18 protein-coding genes are annotated in these 17,788 nt (G+C 63.2%); 10 read left to right on the top strand and 8 right to left on the bottom strand.

The features are described from left to right. Positions 1-51 precede the first annotated feature (51 nt). Complete coding sequence (locus tag C2L64_RS11020) at positions 52-1,416, top strand: short-chain fatty acid transporter (RefSeq protein WP_007590464.1); 1,365 nt, start codon at positions 52-54, stop codon at positions 1,414-1,416. A gap of 38 nt (positions 1,417-1,454) precedes the next feature. After that, the gene (locus tag C2L64_RS11015) at positions 1,455-2,810 is read left to right on the top strand and encodes a 2-hydroxycarboxylate transporter family protein (protein ID WP_007590466.1); all 1,356 of its coding nucleotides are present in this window, start codon (positions 1,455-1,457) and stop codon (positions 2,808-2,810) included. A 96-nt stretch (positions 2,811-2,906) separates the two neighbouring features. Here the strand turns inward: C2L64_RS11015 and C2L64_RS11010 are convergent, their stop codons facing one another. Further along, positions 2,907-3,674 (bottom strand): SGNH/GDSL hydrolase family protein, encoded by a 768-nt coding sequence (locus C2L64_RS11010; protein WP_007590468.1) that lies wholly within the window; start codon positions 3,672-3,674, stop codon positions 2,907-2,909. Between the two features lie 126 nt (positions 3,675-3,800). Here C2L64_RS11010 and C2L64_RS11005 point away from each other — a divergent pair, with 126 nt between their 5' ends. Then, entirely contained in the window at positions 3,801-4,172 is a 372-nt protein-coding gene (locus C2L64_RS11005; RefSeq protein ID WP_007590475.1) for a DUF2591 domain-containing protein, read from the top strand. A gap of 69 nt (positions 4,173-4,241) precedes the next feature. On the opposite strand, the gene C2L64_RS11000 is transcribed toward C2L64_RS11005, so the two are convergent. Then, entirely contained in the window at positions 4,242-4,514 is a 273-nt protein-coding gene (locus tag C2L64_RS11000) for a hypothetical protein (RefSeq protein WP_007590478.1), read from the bottom strand. A gap of 173 nt (positions 4,515-4,687) precedes the next feature. Between C2L64_RS11000 and C2L64_RS10995 the strand changes: the two genes are divergently transcribed. After that, positions 4,688-5,218 carry an MgtC/SapB family protein gene (locus C2L64_RS10995; protein WP_007590479.1) on the top strand — a complete coding sequence of 177 codons (531 nt, stop codon included), beginning with the start codon at positions 4,688-4,690 and terminating at the stop codon, positions 5,216-5,218. A gap of 74 nt (positions 5,219-5,292) precedes the next feature. Continuing rightward, positions 5,293-6,927 carry an acyl-CoA synthetase gene (locus tag C2L64_RS10990; RefSeq protein ID WP_007590480.1) on the top strand — a complete coding sequence of 545 codons (1,635 nt, stop codon included), beginning with the start codon at positions 5,293-5,295 and terminating at the stop codon, positions 6,925-6,927. Positions 6,928-6,953: 26 nt separating this feature from the next. On the opposite strand, the gene C2L64_RS10985 is transcribed toward C2L64_RS10990, so the two are convergent. Beyond that, complete coding sequence (locus tag C2L64_RS10985) at positions 6,954-7,493, bottom strand: Lrp/AsnC family transcriptional regulator (RefSeq protein ID WP_007590482.1); 540 nt, start codon at positions 7,491-7,493, stop codon at positions 6,954-6,956. A 158-nt stretch (positions 7,494-7,651) separates the two neighbouring features. Between C2L64_RS10985 and mdeB the strand changes: the two genes are divergently transcribed. Then, a complete protein-coding gene (gene mdeB, locus C2L64_RS10980) occupies positions 7,652-10,366 on the top strand; it encodes an alpha-ketoglutarate dehydrogenase (RefSeq protein ID WP_007590484.1) in 2,715 nt (904 codons plus the stop codon). 830 nt (positions 10,367-11,196) lie between these two features. Here the strand turns inward: mdeB and C2L64_RS10975 are convergent. Then, positions 11,197-11,586 carry a YybH family protein gene (locus C2L64_RS10975; RefSeq protein ID WP_039901818.1) on the bottom strand — a complete coding sequence of 130 codons (390 nt, stop codon included), beginning with the start codon at positions 11,584-11,586 and terminating at the stop codon, positions 11,197-11,199. Between the two features lie 83 nt (positions 11,587-11,669). Then, positions 11,670-12,566, bottom strand: coding sequence for an EamA family transporter (locus C2L64_RS10970; RefSeq protein ID WP_035539505.1), 897 nt, complete (start codon positions 12,564-12,566; stop codon positions 11,670-11,672). 98 nt (positions 12,567-12,664) lie between these two features. On the opposite strand from C2L64_RS10970, the gene C2L64_RS10965 reads away from it, so the two are divergent. The 3 genes from C2L64_RS10965 (at position 12,665) to C2L64_RS10955 (ending at position 14,816) form a co-directional block, all read left to right on the top strand. Then, entirely contained in the window at positions 12,665-13,561 is an 897-nt protein-coding gene (locus tag C2L64_RS10965; RefSeq protein ID WP_007590492.1) for a LysR substrate-binding domain-containing protein, read from the top strand. 167 nt (positions 13,562-13,728) lie between these two features. After that, positions 13,729-14,400 (top strand): TetR/AcrR family transcriptional regulator, encoded by a 672-nt coding sequence (locus C2L64_RS10960; protein WP_007590494.1) that lies wholly within the window; start codon positions 13,729-13,731, stop codon positions 14,398-14,400. 212 nt (positions 14,401-14,612) lie between these two features. Further along, positions 14,613-14,816 (top strand): hypothetical protein, encoded by a 204-nt coding sequence (locus tag C2L64_RS10955; protein WP_007590495.1) that lies wholly within the window; start codon positions 14,613-14,615, stop codon positions 14,814-14,816. A 109-nt stretch (positions 14,817-14,925) separates the two neighbouring features. Here C2L64_RS10955 and C2L64_RS10950 read toward each other — a convergent pair whose 3' ends face one another. Next, positions 14,926-15,087, bottom strand: a complete 162-nt coding sequence (locus C2L64_RS10950; protein ID WP_007590496.1) for a DUF1328 family protein — start codon at positions 15,085-15,087, stop codon at positions 14,926-14,928. Between the two features lie 166 nt (positions 15,088-15,253). Here C2L64_RS10950 and C2L64_RS10945 point away from each other — a divergent pair, with 166 nt between their 5' ends. Then, a complete protein-coding gene (locus tag C2L64_RS10945; protein ID WP_007590498.1) occupies positions 15,254-15,745 on the top strand; it encodes a DUF523 domain-containing protein in 492 nt (163 codons plus the stop codon). Between the two features lie 24 nt (positions 15,746-15,769). Here the strand turns inward: C2L64_RS10945 and C2L64_RS10940 are convergent, their stop codons facing one another. Then, a complete protein-coding gene (locus C2L64_RS10940) occupies positions 15,770-16,420 on the bottom strand; it encodes a LysE family translocator (protein WP_086910510.1) in 651 nt (216 codons plus the stop codon). A gap of 86 nt (positions 16,421-16,506) precedes the next feature. Next, complete coding sequence (locus C2L64_RS10935) at positions 16,507-17,322, bottom strand: AraC family transcriptional regulator (RefSeq protein ID WP_039901819.1); 816 nt, start codon at positions 17,320-17,322, stop codon at positions 16,507-16,509. Positions 17,323-17,788: the final 466 nt, after the last annotated feature.

Genomic DNA, 17,788 nt, shown 5'->3' with positions numbered 1-17,788 from the left:
CTACACAAAGCCCAAACGACGTGCGGGCACATTCAAAACCGGAGACACGTGATGAAATCCACCGTTGCGCCAACGTCAGTGCGCAAGACCCGCTTCACCGAGGCGACGATCGGCCTGTTCGAGCGCACCATCCCCGATCCGTTCGTGCTCGCAATCCTCATCACGGCGATCGTCGCGGTGTTGTCGGCGATGTTCGCGCCACATGCGTCGTTGGGCAAGCTGGTCGGCGGCTGGTACAAGGGCTTCTTCGACATTCTCACGTTCGCGTTTCAGATCACGCTGGTGCTCGTGACGGGTCACGCGTTCGCTCACGCGCCCATCGTGCACCGCGTCTTCAAGGCACTCGTTTCCGTTGCCCGCACGCCCGTGCAGGCCGCGACGCTCACGTTCGTGCTCGTGGCCGTTGCGTCGTTTTGCAACTGGGGTCTGGGGCTGGTCGTCAGCGCATTGCTGGCGCGCGAAGTCGCGAAGCGCATGCGCGTCGACTTCGCGTGGATCGTCGCGGCGGGCTTCTCGGGATGGGTCGTGTGGGCGAGCGGCATCTCCAGTTCGATTGCGCTTGCGCAGTCGACACCGGGCAGCGCGATGAACGTCGTGCAAAAGATCACGGGTGAGGTGCTGCCGTTCAGCGCGACGGTATTCACGGGTTTCAATCTGGTGCCGACCATCGCGATGCTGCTGGCGATGCCGTTCGTTCTCGCATGGCTCAAGCCACGCGACGAAGATGCCGTGCTGCTCGATACGCAAAAGCATCCCGATGCGGCGCCGCGTGAGAAGCCCACGGGCAAGCTGAGCTTCGCGCGCTGGATCGAATATTCGTGGCTCGGCTCGGCATTCATCGGCGCGACAGGGATTGCGCTGCTGGTGCTCGCGCAGTCAGAACACATCGCGTTTTCCGGCGTCAACGCGGTGATTTTCGTGATGTTCATTGCGGGCGTGATCCTGCACGGCTATCCGCTCGCGTACGCCGATGCCGTGAAAAACGCCGCGCGGCAGACGGGTTCGATGATGCTGCAATACCCGCTGTACGGCGGGATCATGGGCATGATGGATGCGACCGGTTTGCCGAACGTCATTTCCCATTTTTTCATCGCTATTTCCAACGCGCATACGCTGCCGTTCTGGAGTTACGTCTGCTCGCTGATCGTCACGTTCTTCATTCCGAGCGGCGGCGGCCACTGGGCAGTGCAGGGGCCGTTCGTCGTGCCTGCCGCCGTCGCGCTGCATGCATCCGTGCCCGCGACGACGATGGCCGTCGCAATGGGCGAGCAGGTGTCGAACATGATGCAGCCGTTCTGGGCCGCGCCCGTCGTTGCGATGGCGGGCATCGGCGTGCAGCGTGTGCTCGGCTTTACCGTGATGACGTTTATCGTCGGCGCGCTCGTGTATGGCGCCGCATTGCTGCTGCTCGTATGAGTGGGGCGCCCGTCGAAACAATGAACGGAGACCATCCAATGAAATCATCGACGCAAGCCGCGTTGGGCGCTGCTTCGAGCAGCGAGGCGCAAGCGCCGCATGCCGTCATCGAATGGTGGTGGCGCGTGTTCGACATACGCGTCGGTTCGTTGCCATTGCCCGTCTATGTGCTGATGCTGGGCGTGCTCGGCGCGATGGCGGCGAAAGGCAAGCTCGCAGCGGATCTGCCGACGGGCATCGCACTCGTCGCGGTCGGCGGCTTCACATGCGCCGAACTGGCGAAGCGCATTCCGTGGATTCGCCACATCGGAGCCACGTCGATTTTTGCAGCCTTCATTCCGTCGATGCTGGTGTACTACAAGCTGATGCCCGAGCCCGTCGTCAAGGCAGTGACGACCTTCACGAAGACTTCGAATTTTCTGTATCTGTTCATCGCGGCGATCATCGTCGGCAGCGTGCTCAGCATGGACCGTCAGATGCTGATCAAAGGCTTCGTGCGCATCTTCATTCCCGTTGCGGCGGGCTCCGTTGCCGCGGCGCTGGTCGGCACTGCTGTGGGGACTGCGCTCGGGCTCGATACGCGCCACGCGTTGTTCATGGTCGTCGTGCCGATCATGGCGGGCGGAGTCGGCGAGGGCGCGCTGCCGTTGTCGGCAGGCTACGCGCAGATTCTGGGCGTCGAGCAGGGGCCGCTGTTCGCGCAGGTTCTGTCGGCGGTGATGCTCGGCAATATCGCGGCGATCTGTTGCGCCGGCTTGCTGAGCTATCTCGGCACGCGCCGGCCTGAATGGACGGGCAACGGACGTTTGACCAAAGCGGACGGCAGCGATGAAGACATCGCGCAACGCCCGGCGTCATTCGAATTCGACGTCGGCTCGGTCGCGGCGGCGGGTTCGACGGCCATCGCGTTCTATCTGCTTGGCGTGCTCAGTCATCAACTGTTCGGCTGGCCCGCGCCCGTCGTGATGCTCGTGCTGGTCGTCGCGGCGCAGCTGTTCCAGGTCGTGTCGCCGCGCGTGCGTGGCGGCGCGCGTTTCATGTACGGTTTTTTCTCGACGGCCGTGACGTATCCGCTGATGTTCGCGATCAGCGTCGCCATGACGCCGTGGGGCGAGATCGTGACGGCGTTTCATTGGGTCAATATCGTCACGGCTGTTTCGACGGTGCTTGCGCTGACTGTGACGGGTTTCTTCGTCGGCAGGCTGGTCGGCATGTATCCCGTCGAAGCCGCTATCGTCAATGCAACGCATAGCGGGCTCGGCGGGACGGGGGATGTGGCGATTCTCACGGCAGCCAACCGGATGGAATTGATGCCGTTTGCGCAGATTGCGACGCGTATTGGTGGCGCGTTGACGGTGACGGCAGCGTTGGGGGTGTTTGCGTACTGGAGATGATCCCGTGCTTCGCGTTGTCGAGCCGTCGAATTCGACACGATTCGACGGCTTTTTATTGTGGTCGTATTAAAGCACAAGAAGATTTGTCGAATGCGATCACTCGACCAGCTTCGCGACGATCGGCTCGACGACTTCGCGCTGCCGTTCGGCCTTGAGCCGATAGAGCGCATCGGTTGGATGCACGCCGTCGATCAACAACGATCGCCAGTCATGCATCGCACCGATATACGCGTACTGCCGGATCAGTGCAAGCCGGTAATGCTTCGCCATTTCATCAACGACAGCGACATAGCGCGGCACGATCCTTTTGTTCACGGAATAATCGACCGGGTTCGGTTCTTCGAGCACGACGATCCGGCCCGCGCCTTGCGACTCTTCGATGAAGCGCATCAGGTGCGCGCGAAACGTGGAAGGCGGCTCCTTGACGTGATTGTCGGCGTCGTTGAGCGCGAAGTTGACGATCACGATATGCGCCGGCGACGTCGCGACCCATTGCGCGTACGGCTGGCTATATCCGTTGATGCCTTTCTCGCGATCGACGAGCGTCGCGCCCGGCACGCCGTTGTTCTGCACAATCACATGCGGGCCGAAGCGGGCCTGCAACGCGGCCTGAAGCAGGGCGGGTGGATTGTCCGGCGTTTGCCACGACTTGTTGAAACCGTCCGACGTTTGATAGCCAAACATCGTCGAATCGCCTTGCGCGTCGATGATGATCGGCCGGTCCGCCGTGGCCGCCCTGTGCGCCGGGCCAGCGGCGGCATTGGCCTGCATCGCGGCGATGCCGAGCAGCATGGCCGCCAGCGCATGCGAGCGCTTATGCGACGGTTTTGCGCGCAGACTTGCCTGTCGATAGTCGAACGTCATGGTGCCCCGCAATTGAGTTGGACGTCAGTCGCCGCGATCTGATCTTGCGGCGTCACAAAGCGCAACACGAACTTGATGCACAATCGATACTGCGTTCAGCACATACGATCTCCACGAGGAGCAGAGATGAGAGTTTCAGAGCTGGAAGGCGCGTTACTCGATTACTGGGTCGCCCGAGCGGACAATCTGCCGATGCCACGCGTCGACGACGGCTTCTGCTGGATCGAGGAGCCCGCCTGCGACGGCGATCCCGCTGGCGCGCTCGAAGCTGCGTTCGCGCCGTCCACGGACTGGGCGCAATGCGGCCCGATCATCGAACGGGCGAGAATCCATCTCGTGCCGGCCGCGGCGGGCGATCGCGCGGCATGGACGGGGTCGGTTCCAGCCGGCGCGAGCACGATCGAGCAGGTCGGCGAATCGCCGTTGATCGCGGCGATGCGCGCGTTCGTCGCGAGCCATTTCGGCGACACGGTCGCGGACGAAGCCGGCACGCACTGAGCGCCGCCGTGCATCGCGCCATAAGGCGAGCCGTACGGCGATCCATACGGCGCGCCGTGCGTCATTTCATCAGATGCACTCGAACACCACTTCGACAGTCTGAGTGCCTGCGCCGCGCACGCCGTTCGTGTGGATCTCGACGGTGTGCAATTCCTTGTTCTGTTCGCGGCAATACGCCTTTGCATGCTTGATCCCCGCGTTGCGGACGCTATTCCACGAAATCAGGCTGAAGCGCCCGTGACTCGTGATCGAGAGGTAGCCGTTCTGCTTTCTGTCCACGCCCGATACCGCGGTACACGCGGCAAGCACGCCAATTCCGGCGAGCAGAATGCACTTCTTCATAGTCCTCCCTCGGTTGGCGCATTGTCGCGGGCGAGGGCCGCAACAGGCAACTGAAAAAAACTTTAGCGGGGTTCTGTGTGTCGGGCTCGCTATCCGGCGACACGCGATGACATTACATTATGCTTTCCCGTAAGGGCGCAGCGCGTGCGTTGCCGTGTCGAGAGGAGGAGGGCATGGGCGGATGGTGGCATGAAGTCTGGTTGACCGTGGCCCGGGAGTTCTCGGATCTGGACGACGTCAAGGCGATCACGCAAGTCGTGATACGCCTTGGACTCGCGTTGCTGCTGGGCGGCGCGCTGGGCTTCGAGCGCGAAATGGCGAGGCGCGACGCGGGCCTGCGCACGCATATGCTGGTCGCGACGGGTTCGGCTCTGTTCGTGCTCGTGCCGTTGCAGGCGGGATTTTCGCAGGACAACATGAGCCGCGTGTTGCAGGGCCTCGTATCGGGCATCGGCTTTCTCGGCGCGGGTGCCATCATCAAGCTCAGCGCGGAGCGGGAAGTGCGCGGACTGACGACGGCCGCGAGTCTCTGGCTTGCGGCGGGCGTCGGCGTCGCGGCGGGACTCGGGCGCGAAGCGACTGCGATTCTCAGCACGGTGATCGCGCTCGTGATCCTCGGCGGCGTGCGGATGTTCAAGCCGCTCGTGCCGCCCCACACGCATGACAAGCCTGAACAGGACGAGCCGTCGAAGCGTGTCGAGTGAGGCGAGCACGCGCCGCAGGCTTTGCTTGCGGAGTAGCATGAGCGGGCGCGTGCCCAATACTTAGGAGACAACGGATGCTTCCCGCCGCTGACAGCTACGACGCCCTCGTCGCCGCGTTTGAATGGCGCATTCCGCCGCAGTACAACATCGGCGTCGATGCTTGCGACAAATGGGCCGACGGCAGCGGCCGTCTTGCGTTGATCTGCGAAACGCGCGACGGGCAAGCAACGCGCTACACCTTCGACGAACTCAAGTCGCTGTCCGACCGTTTCGCCAACGCGCTGCGCAGAAGCGGCGTGAAGAAGGGCGATCGTGTCGGCATCTTTCTCGCGCAATCGGTGGAGACGGCGCTCGCGCATCTCGCCGTCTACAAGTGCGGCGCGATCGCCGTGCCGCTCTTCGCGCTGTTCGGTCCCGACGCGCTGCAGTACCGTTTGTCCGACAGCGGCGCCGTCGCGCTCGTCACGGACCTCGGCGGCGCACAGAAAATCGCCTCGGTGCGTTCGAGCCTGCCTGAATTGCGTTCGATCTTCTGCGTCGACACCGACCATGCGGATACCGCCTTGCAGGTCGAATCGTTCTGGTCGGCGTTGAACGAATCGCCAGCCGTCTTCGACGCGGAGCTGACCTCCGCCAACGATCCCGCCGTCATCATCTACACGTCCGGCACGACGGGCAAGCCAAAGGGTGCGCTGCATGCGCATCGCGTGCTGCTCGGCCATCTGCCCGGCGTGGAGATGCCGCAAGCGTTCTTCCCGAACGACGCGCGCCTGATGTGGACGCCCGCCGACTGGGCGTGGATCGGCGGGCTGTTCGATGTGCTGCTGCCGTCGTGGCATCACGGCGTCGCCGTGCTGGCCCGGCGCTTCGAGAAATTCGACGGCGAGGCCGCGTTCGATCTGATGCAGCGTCATGCCGTCACGCATGCGTTCCTGCCGCCGACGGCGCTGAAGATGATGCGCACCGTCGAACATCCCGAGCGCTGGGCGCTGTCGCTGCGCGCGGTGGCGAGCGGCGGCGAATCGCTTGGCGCGGAGCTGATCGAATGGGGACGGCGCGCGCTTGGCGTGACGATCAACGAGTTCTACGGCCAGACGGAGTGCAACGTGGTCGTGTCCTCGTGCGCGACGCTGTTCGAGCCATGCTTCGGTTCGATCGGCAAGGTGGTGCCGGGCCATCGCGTGGCGATCGTCGATGACACGGGGCACACGGTGCCGCGCGGCGAGCCTGGCAACATCGCGATCCACGCGCCGGACCCTGTGATGTTCCTCGGCTACTGGCGCAATGAATCCGCCACGCGCGACAAGTTTCGCGGCGACTGGCTGCTGACGGGCGACATGGGACTGATGGACGCGGATGGCTTTATCCGCTTCGTTGGGCGCGACGACGACGTGATCACGAGCGCCGGATACCGGATCGGTCCCGCGCCGATCGAAGACTGTCTGCTGCGTCATCCCGCCGTGCGGATGGCGGCCGTGGTCGGTGCACCCGATGCGCAGCGTACGGAGATCGTCACCGCGTTCGTCGTGCTGAACCCCGGCTATCAGGCGAGCGACGCGCTCGTGCAGACGCTGCAGCAGCACGTGAAGACGCACCTCGCCGCGCACGAGTATCCGCGCTCGATCCATTTCGTCGACGCGTTGCCGATGACGGCGACGGGCAAGGTCATCCGGCGCGAACTGCGCGAGCGCGTGACGCCGCCGCGCTAATCAATCCGGTGCGCGGGTGGTCCAGATCACGCCCACTCACGCGGCGCGTCATCCTCCGTCGACAGCGTCAGGCCCGCGACGGGCAGCGGCAACGCTGTCTTATAGCGCACCTGCTTGAGCGCGAAGCTCGAGCGGATATTCGACACGCCGGGAATCTTCGTCAGCCACTGCACGATGAACCGTTCCAGGCTCTGCATATCGGGCACGACGACGCGCAGCAGATAGTCGGCGTCGCCCGTCATCAGATAGCACTCCATCACCTCGGGGCGGTCGCCGACTTCCTGCTCGAAGCGGCGCAGCGCGTCTTCGACCTGCTTTTCGAGGCTCACCTGAATGAACACGTTGATGCGCAGCCCGAGCGCCCCGGCGTCGAGCAGCGTGACCTGCTGACGGAACAGGCCCAGCTTTTCGAGCGCGCGCACGCGGTTGAAGCAGGGCGTCGGCGACAGGTTGACGGCGCGCGCCAGTTCCGCGTTGGTGATGCGCGCGTTCTGCTGAAGTTGCTGCAGGATCGCGATGTCGATGCGGTCCAGCCGTCGTGCGGCCGGTTTTGCGTCTGAGCTCATGGTGTAAATATTCCGCGTAAGGTCGATTTACCAGAATAAATACACTATATGAAAGCGCTGAAGCAAGCAAAAGAGACGCACATTTTGCGGATGCATGGGTAAGCTGATTGCACGTTTCCGAGTCGTTTTCACGTACGTTTTTCAGCCGGAGTTGTGCCATGACGGACTTATCGAGCGGTGCCCGCCCCGTTCTTGCCCTCACTCAAGCTCGCATCGACAGCGATCCGCAGGAGACGGCCGAATGGCTGGCTGCGCTCGATGGCGTCGTCCAGCACGTCGGCCTCGAACGCGCGCAATATCTGTTCGACCGGCTGGCCGCGCATGCGCTGGGCAACGGCGTCGCGACGGCGCGCGCGAACGTCACGCCGTACGCGAATACGATTCCCGTCGATCAGCAGTCGCCGTATCCGGGCGACCTCGACACTGAGGAAAAACTCGCCGCCGCATTGCGCTGGAACGCGCTCGCGATGGTGGTGCGGGCCAATCGCGCGTATGGCGAACTGGGCGGCCATATCGCCAGCTATGCGTCGGCGGCCGATCTGTTTGAAGTCGGCTTCAATCATTTTTTCCGCGCTTCAAATGAGTCGCATGGCGGCGATCTCGTCTACTTCCAGCCGCATTCGTCGCCGGGCGTGTATGCGCGCGCCTTTCTTGAAGGCTTCCTCGACGAGACGCATCTCGAACACTACCGTCGCGAGATCGCGGGGCCGGGCTTGTGTTCGTATCCGCATCCGTGGCTGATGCCGGACTTCTGGCAGTTCCCGACGGGCTCGATGGGCATCGGTCCCATCAACTCGATTTACCAGGCGCGCTTCATGCGCTACCTGCAAAACCGCGGCCTGCAGAAGACGGAAGGCCGCAAGGTGTGGGGCTTCTTCGGCGATGGCGAGATGGACGAGCCGGAATCGATCGGCGCCTTGTCGCTGGCGGCGCGCGAAGGGCTCGACAACCTTGTGTTCGTGATCAACTGCAATCTGCAGCGGCTCGACGGCCCGGTGCGCAGCAACGGCCGCATCATCGACGAACTCGAAGCGCAGTTCACGGGGGCGGGCTGGAACGTCATCAAGGTGGTGTGGGGCTCGGACTGGGATGCCCTCTTTGCGCGCGATCGCACGGGCGCCTTGCTGCGCGCGTTCGCGCACACGGTGGACGGCCAGTTCCAGACCTTCTCGGCCAACGATGGCGCCTACAACCGCGAGCGCTTCTTCGGGCAGAACCCGGAGCTGGCCGCGCTCGCCGCGCATCTGAGCAACGACGATATCGACCGCTTGCGGCGCGGCGGCCACGACGTGCGCAAGCTGCATGCTGCGTATGACCGCGCGTTGAAGCACAACGGCCAGCCCACGGTGATTCTCGCGAAGACGATGAAGGGCTTCGGCATGGGCGCGATCGGTCAGGGGCGCATGACGACGCACCAGCAGAAGAAGCTCGACGTCGAGCAGTTGAAGGCGTTCCGGGACCGCTTTCGCCTGCCGTTGTCCGATAGCGACGTCGAGCAACTCAAGTTCTACAAGCCAGCGGAAAACAGCCCGGAAATGCAGTACATGCATGCACGCCGGGCTGCCTTGGGAGGCTATCTGCCCAGAAGGCGGAAAGCGGCATCGCAGACACCGACCGTGCCTGCGATGTCTTCCTGGGGACAATTCGCGCTGGACGCGAACGGCAAGGAGATGTCGACGACGATGGCGATCGTGCGGATGCTCGGCAGCCTGTTGAAGGATGCGTCGCTGGGACCGCGCGTCGTGCCCGTCGTCGCCGACGAGGCGCGCACCTTCGGCATGGCCAACCTGTTCCGCCAGGTCGGCATCTATTCGCCGCTCGGCCAGTTGTACGAGCCGGAAGACATGGGCTCGATGCTCTACTACCGGGAGGACACGGGCGGGCAGATTCTCGAAGAGGGCATTTCGGAGGCGGGCGCGGTGTCGTCGTGGATCGCGGCGGCGACGTCGTACAGCGTGCATGATCTGCCCATGCTGCCGTTCTATATCTACTACTCGATGTTCGGCTTCCAGCGCATCGGCGATCTGATCTGGGCAGCAGCCGATCAACGCGCGCGAGGCTTCCTGATCGGCGCGACGGCGGGCAAGACGACGCTCGGCGGCGAGGGCTTGCAGCATCAGGACGGCACGAGCCATCTCGCGGCATCGACGGTGCCGAACTGCCGGGCGTACGACCCCGCGTTTGCCTATGAAGTGGCGATGATCGTCGACGAAGGCATGCACGAGATGATCGGGCGACAGCGCGACGTGTTCTATTACCTGACCGTCATGAACGAGAACTACGCGCAGCCGTCATTGCCTGCGGCGTTCGTCGACAGCGTGCGCGAAGGCGTGTTGAAGGGTATGTATCCGCTTGATGTTCCTTCGCTGGAGACCGCGCAGGTCCAGCTGCTCGGCTCGGGTGCGATACTCGGCGAAGTGCAGGCTGCCGCTCGCATGTTGAAGGACGACTGGGACATCGACGCCGCTGTCTGGAGCGTGACGAGCTTCACCGAGCTGCATCGCGATGGCATCGCGTCGGAGCGCGCGGAGCGCCTGTTCAGCGATGACGAAACCGCGACGCCGTATGTGACCTCTGCGCTCGCTGCATCGCGTGGTCCGGTGATTGCCGCAACCGATTACGTGCGTGCGGTGCCCGAACTGATTCGCGCGTACGTGCCGCGCCGCTACGTGACCCTCGGCACCGATGGCTTCGGACGCAGCGATACGCGCGCGGCACTGCGGGCGTTCTTCGAAGTGGATCGTGCGTCGATTGCGATTGCGGCATTGAAGGCGCTCGCCGATGAAGGCGCGATTGCGCGTGAGATTGTTAAGCAGGCGCTGGCGCAGTACAACTGTCATGGCGATGACAGGGCGGCGCCTTGGGAAAGATGACGTTCGTTGAGTAGTGGTCTCGTGGGATTTGTTTCTGCGCTGGTTTGCGAGGTTTGATTTTGTGCTGGCATCCGCGATTTGTTAGCTTGCTTCAAGCGTCGCCCCTGTGCGGGGCGGCACCTACTTTTCTTTGCCGCCGCAAAGAAAAGTAGGCAAAAGAAAGCGGCTCACACCGCCAACATTTCTTCTTGCCTGAGGGCCCCCAACCGGTCCTACGCTTCACACGGCAGCGTATCTGTTAACGCGAGTTGCCAACGCTTCGAATGAGCGCCTCACCCGCTTCAAACACCCGTACTTGGGCTCACGGTAGCGAACGGTATGTGCCGCCCAGGTGGCAAACTGTGTGTAGGTTGTCGCGTCGTATAGCTTGGCGCTCTTACAGGGTGGAACGCGTGCGCAATCGGTCCGAAGTGAGGCGTGTGTGGCGCTACGGCCTACACACAGTTTGCCACCTGGGCGGCGGTGGACTATCTGGCACGGCATGCTGCAACGTGGGCGCATGAAGCGGGTGAGGCGCAGCGCAAGAGCGCTGGCAACCAACGTGAGTCACGTGATTGCCGTGTGAAGCGTAAGACCCTTCGGGGGCCCTCAGGCAGGAAGAGGAGTTGGCGGTGTTAGCCGCTTTCTTTTGCCTACTTTTCTTTGCGGCGGCAAAGAAAAGTAGGTGCCGCCCCGCACAGGGGCGACGCTTGAAGTACGAAGGCAAAACGCGGATGCCAGCGAAAACAGCGAGAGCCAAACCGCGAACGCCAGGGGGAAAGAAGCATAAAGCCAGCTATTGCCCAACCAAGCCCCAACCCCCTGCAATCAACCAAAAAAACCTACAAACACTACGCCCGCACCACAAGCAGATTCGCATCCCGCGCAAGCAGCCAGCGGCCGTCATTTTCCTTGCGCAGAATCGTGAGCGTGTTACCCGCGTGGCGCACGGGCGGCGCGGAGCCATCCTTCTGCGTGATCGTGACTTCGAGTTGCGAGCGCAGGAAGGCCCAGTCGCCTAGCACCTGAAGCTCCAGAATCTCGCTCTTACCGTCGATATCGATGTTCTTCTGTCCTTCGGACGTCGCCATGAACGCGGCTTTGCCGAACGGCTTCTGCCCGGGCACCATGAAGATCGCGTCGTCGGTCATCAGGCTCAGCACGGTTGCCGTGTCGCCCGCCTTGCTTGCGGCGAGCCAGGTATCGATCAGTTGGCGAATGGCGCGTTCGTCGTCGGTCATGATGTGTTCCTTGCAGGTCGGCATGCGATCCGTCGATTGTAGACGGCTCACTTGCCGCATCATTCAGACCCGACACGCGCGAATCACTTCGACGTGACGATCACGCCGACACTCGCGCTCACGACGAACAGCGTGCCTGCCAGTTGCAGCGCCGTCATCGGCTGGTGCAGCACGATAAAGCCCGCAGCCGCACCGATGGCCGGCTCGACGCTCATCAGAATTCCGAACGACGCCGCAGGCATGTGACGCAGCGCGATCATTTCGAGCGCGTACGGCAGCAGCGGAACGAGCACCGCGAGGCCCGCGGTAGCGGCGAGCTGCATCGGCGCGATGTGCAGGCCGTGCTCGATGAGACCGAAGGGCGTCGCGACGAGTGCTGCCGCGATCAGCGACACGGAGAGCCCTTCGAGCCCATCGAACAGTGCGCCCGTCTTTTTCATCAACACGATATAGCTGCCCCAGCCGCACGCGGCGCCCACCGCGAGCAGCATGCCGACGGGCTCGCCAATCCAACCCGAACGGTCATGCGCGAGCAGCAGCACGCCCGCGACGGCCAGCAACGGCCACAGCAGCGCGCGCAGGCGCCGTACGCCGAGCGTCGCAACAGTCAGCGGGCCGAGAAAGTCGATCGCGACGGCGAGGCCGAGCGGAATGCGCTCGATCGCCGAGAAAAAACATAGCGTCATGCCCGCCATCGCGACGCCGAGCACCCCCGCCGCGAACCAGTGCGCGCGCGAGTAGCTGCGCAGCTTCGGACGCACGACGAGCGCAAGGATCACAGCGGCCCACGCGAGCCGCAGCCACGTCGTGCTGAACGCGCCGAATGCGGCCATGGTCGGCGCGGAGAGGGCGGCGCCGAACTGTACGCACGACATCGACAGCAGGCCGAGCAGCGCAGCCATGCCGACATGGCGTTTCGGCGCGGTAGATGGCGGCGCGGTGTCAAAGGAAATCGGTTCGGCAAGCGTGGAATTTTTCATGGATTTGAGCGGGCGCACTACAGACAGGCCCATCATATCGACGAAACGGGGGTTAAGATAAGCTGATATTTCTTATGCCGCTATCACGGACGCTAATAATGCGCGACTTCGACAGCAGCCTTCTCAGAGCCTTCGTGACGGTCGCCGAAACGGGCGGAGTCAGCGCGGCGGCCGTGCGTCTTGCGCGCACGCAGGCGGCTGTCAGCATGCAGCTGCGCCGGCTGGAAGACGACATCGGCCAGCGGCTGCTGGACCGCTCGCCGCGCGGCGTGCGGCTGACGGACGCCGGGCACCGGCTGCTGCCGTATGCGCACGCGATTCTCGGCGCAGGCGAAGACGCCCGGCGCGCGCTCGAAGTCGGCGACGTGGCGGGCACTGTGCGCCTCGGTATGCTCGAAGACGTTGCCGTGGGCCGCCTGCCACGCGCGTTGCGGCGCTTTTCGGCCGCGCATCCGCAGGTTGCGCTGGAGATCGTCGTGGATGCGAGCGCGGCGCTGTCGCAACGCCTCAACGACGGCGCGCTCGATGTGCTCGTCGGCGATCCCGCGATGGTCGACGCGACGCCGCTCGTCACGTGGACGCAGCCGCTCTTCTGGGTCGGCGCGCGCGGTTATCTTGCCGACCCGCAGTCGCCGTTGCCGCTCGTCGCGTTCGGCGGAGCGTGTCTGTGGCAGCAGCAGGTGATGACGGTACTGCGGCGCGCAGGCATTGCGTGGCGCGTCGTCTGCACGAGCACGAGCCTGCCCGCCGTGCAGTCGGCCGTCGAAGCGGGGCTGGGCGTATCGGTGCTGCTCGACGGCAATATCCGTTACGACACGATGCGCGTGCTCGGCGCCGCCGACGGCCTGCCGGAGCCGCCCGCCGCCGACCTCGGCCTGTTCGTGCGGCAGGCGGCGGGCGCGCAGGAAGCAGCCGTCGACGCATTGCGGACCTTCCTCTGCGAAGCGCTCGATCTCGACTTCATCGAGCGCACGTCTAGAGCGCCACGCCGGTGATAGGCGGCGAGCCGCGTGATAACCTCGCTGCGGCGGATCGTGCACCGTTTTCGCGTCGTGGCGTTTTATGATCGGCATGGTTGATGCAAACTGCTTGCATCGAGGTTCGATGTGACATCACGTTGCACACCCAACGTCTTCAACCTTCATTCATTCTCGGAGTTTCTTTGCCCACGACTCACCCGTCGCGTCGGCAGCCCAAGCAGGCGCGCGCCGAATTCGCGCTCGACAGCATTCTCGAAGCCGCCGCCCGCACGCTCGAATCCCATGGCAAGGCAGGGCTGACGACACAGCGCGTCGCCGATACGGCAGGCTTCAGCATCGGCGCGATCTACCAGTACTTTCCGAACAAGGATGGGTTGATCGAAGCGCTCGCGCGGCGCGAGCTGGAACGCCTCACGGCGATGATGAAGGAAGCGCTCATGCAACCCGCGCCGTTCGGCACGGGCCTGAACGCGCGCCGCATGATGCGCGCGACGGCGGCCTTCATCGGCGACCGTCCGCGCCTTTACAGCATCCTGCGCGCCGAATGGGCGGATGCCGCGCCCGACACGGCGATCGGACAGGGCATGCTGCGCTACTTCGAATTGATCGCGGGTACGCTGAACCGCGAGAACCCGGATCTGGGCAAACGCATCAAGCGCGACGAAGCACGCTTCGTGTTGTTCCGCGCGATCTCCGGCGTCCTGCTCGCGACGGCGCTGGAGCGGCCGCATTACTTCGGCACCGATGCGTTCGAAGACGAAATGGTCCGGCTGATTCTCGGCTTCCTGAACTACGATCTCAGTCCCGACATTCCGCGGCTGGCGCCGGAGGATGACAGTTTTACAAGCGCGTGAAAGTTATGAGGATTCCTCGTATACGCAACGGCGGGCTTGCGGGGGATTTTTCCCGGATGTCATATTGTGCGTCCGAGGGCTGCAAGCGCTCGCCGATTCCAATGGGTCATCCGGATGGCGAGCGTATAGTGGCCTCCTGAAGGACATATCAATTCGACACCGCCGCGACGACACGCAGTCGGTTTGCGTGGACGGTGTTATCGGGGAAAGGCATGAACCATCACCAGCTTGAGTCGGCGCTCGACCATCTCGAGCACGTATTGGCGAGGATTTCCGGCACGGATCACATACCGCTGTCGTACTGGCGCAAGCGCGTCGACGACGTGTCGGCCGCCGCGCGTATTCCCACTCAAAAGAACCGCGCGCGAAGGCTGGATGCGGCGCTGAGCGCGCTGGAGTCGCGCGGCGGGGCGTAATGCTATCGGGAGGAAAGTATTGCAAGCGGACGCACCATAAATTGCACGTCCGCTGGCAAGGTCCATCGCTTCGCTAACGCGTGAAGACCCAAAAGACCCGCGCGCAGCCTTATCGTCTGATCACGCCCATGAGCAGCGTGACGAGAAAGATCACGATAAAGATAAAGAACAGCACCTTCGCTATTTCGGCAGCGCCAGCGGCAATGCCGCCAAACCCGAAGATTGCCGCAATAATGGCGATGACGAAAAAGATCGCAGCGTATCGAAGCATGGAAGCCTCCACCAAAGGATTGCTGGACAGATCGGTCCGATGACCGACCCACGCGCGGGAACCGCATCGACAGACACAGGCGCCGCCGTCACGACATGGAGCAACACTCGTGCCCATCTGGCATCGGTCAATCGTTTGCGGCCCGGTGATACTCACTACTCGCAACATGGAAAGGATACTCGTTAGCGCGTGCCTCGCTGGTGCTCCGGTGCGATATGACGGTTCCGCGAAGACGCTCGCAAGCGTGCTGCTGCAGACGTGGCATGATGAAGGGCGGCTCGTCGTCGTATGTCCGGAAGTGGCAGCGGGCTTCGGCACGCCGCGCCGTCCCGCGGAAATCCAGTTGCGCCGCAATGGAAGCGACGTGCTGGACGGCACGGCCAGCATCCGCGATAACGCCGGCGCGGACGTCACAGCGCTTTTCATCGACGGGGCGCGCCACGCGCTCCAGCAGGCGCTTGCGCATGACTGCCGCTACGCGCTGCTTGCCGACGGCAGTCCATCGTGCGGCAGCAGCTTTATCTATGACGGCACGTTCTCAAGCGTCGCGCACGACGCATCCGGCGTGACGGCCGCGTTGCTCGAACGGCATGGCATACGCGTGTTCGCGCCCAACGGGATCGATGAGCTTGCAGCATTGATCGACGGTGATCGATGACGCAGCGTCATTGCTACAACGACCTCATAGCCACTCGCGCGCGAGCATCGTCAGCACGCTCGCTGCGATCGCGAGCAGCACGACACCCGTGACGCGTTCGATCGCGGCGCTATGCCTTGTGAAGCGCGCGACCACGGCCGGATGCCCGATGCCCATCGCGACGAGCAGATCCCAGCCGAACACGGCAGCGAACATCCATACGCCGTACACGATCTGTGCGCCGAACGGCGCGTCGCGGGCCGCGAGCAATGCAAACAGGCTTGCGTAAAAGAGCGCGTTCTTGGGATTGAGAATCGCGGATGCGAAACCCATCGCGAAACGCGTATGCCACGCGCCCGTCTGCGTCGCAGGTGAGCCGTCCTGCACATGCGCCGCAATCGATGCCGCCATTGCATGCCGAAGCATCAATACGCCGAGATAAAACAGATACGCGCAGCCCGCTGCCTGCACGAGCGCGAAGGCGATCCCATGTCGATGCAGCGCCGCAACCCCGCCGACCGCGAGGGCGATGAACACGCCGTTCGCGCAGGCAATGCCGAAGCACACGGCGCCCGTCTTGCGCCAGCCGCGCAACAGCGCACTGCGCGCGATCAGAAAAAAATCCGGGCCGGGGCTGAGTAGCGCGAGAAGATGCGCGCCCGCGACCATCGCGAATTGCTGAAGAGAAAGACCCATCTCGACTCCTTATGTGTGACGGGAGTCTGCTGGACAGGCGAACGAAGATATTGAAGAAAAGTGCGCGACGCGAAGCAGAAGGGCGCTTACGACACGGCGGCGCGACGGTACGCGCCCGGCGTCATCGCGACGCGCTCCTTGAAGGCGCGCTGGAAATGCGCCTGATCCGCGAAACCAAGCTCATGCGCGATGGCGGTGAGCGCTTGTCCGTGACGCAACAGACGCCGCGCCGCGTTGATACGCAGATCGAGCTGATACGCATGGGGCGACATGCCCGTCGCGGCACGGAACGCCCGAATGAACGCATAGCGGCTCATGCCTGCCATCTGCGCGAGTTGCGCAATGGGCAGGCGCTCGCCGTAAGCGTCATGCAGAAGGCCGGTGATGCGCGCGAGGCGCCCGGCTGCGATGCGCGGCACGGGCGGAACGTCGCGCGCCTCGCCGAGCCACGAGCGTTCGCTGACGAACAGGATCAGTGCCGCTTCCTTCTCGGCGCTATCCGCGTTCGAGAACAACAGCCGGTTGAGCGCGCAGTAACGCAGGTACGCTTCGCGGTTCTCGTTGATCGACGGACGCGCGAGCACGGCATCGGCGTCCGCGCTGCCGCTTTCGCGCAGCACCGCGCTCGCCCACGCGACGTCCAGATGAAGCATCTGATAGCTCCACTCGCTCTGCGTATCCGGATTGCATGAGTGGACCCGCATCGCAGGAATCAGCACGAGACTGCCCGGACCGAGGCGCGCGCGGTCGTCACCGCACGCGTAGTTGCTATGCCCGCTGTCGACGGCACCGATCGATAGCGTGTCGTGCGTATGCGGCACATAGCACGCGCGGGAATGAGAAGCGAGCCGGCTTTCGACGAACGGCAGCTGCGGATCGCACCAATAACGTTGATCGTTCATGCGCTGATGATCGCATAAACGTGCGCGCGGCCGCGAGTTGCGATGGGTTGCAACCGCGAAATCGTTTGCGCGCCTTTCAATAGCGAAATATTGGGCTTTTAAAATGGCCACACCCTGCATGAAATACCGGGTATTGCGCTGGCGCCGAATTGAAAAATAATGAAAAGTGAATATGCGTTCGCTATTATCTGTTTAACGTTTGCGAGCCTTTCTCAGATTAATCCGGTTTCGCTTGTGCTCGTCGTTAAATCGTTTTCAGCGGCGTGATCTTTTTGCGACACCCGTCTTTTTTGACGTTGAACGCGTTAGAATTCGCGCCGATTCACAGAGATAGCGCTTCATATCCTCTGATCTTTCCAGTCTGCAGATTTTCATCCGCATGTGGCGGATGGCCAGTATTTAACATTTGGCCTTCCAATGCTGCCGTAGGGACATAAATCCCGGGGAAAACCGGCGCTTTAAAGCC

The sequence above is a fragment of the Paraburkholderia hospita genome (genome assembly GCF_002902965.1).
Lineage (GTDB): Bacteria > Pseudomonadota > Gammaproteobacteria > Burkholderiales > Burkholderiaceae > Paraburkholderia > Paraburkholderia hospita.
This window is presented reverse-complemented; position numbering and strand designations above follow the sequence as displayed.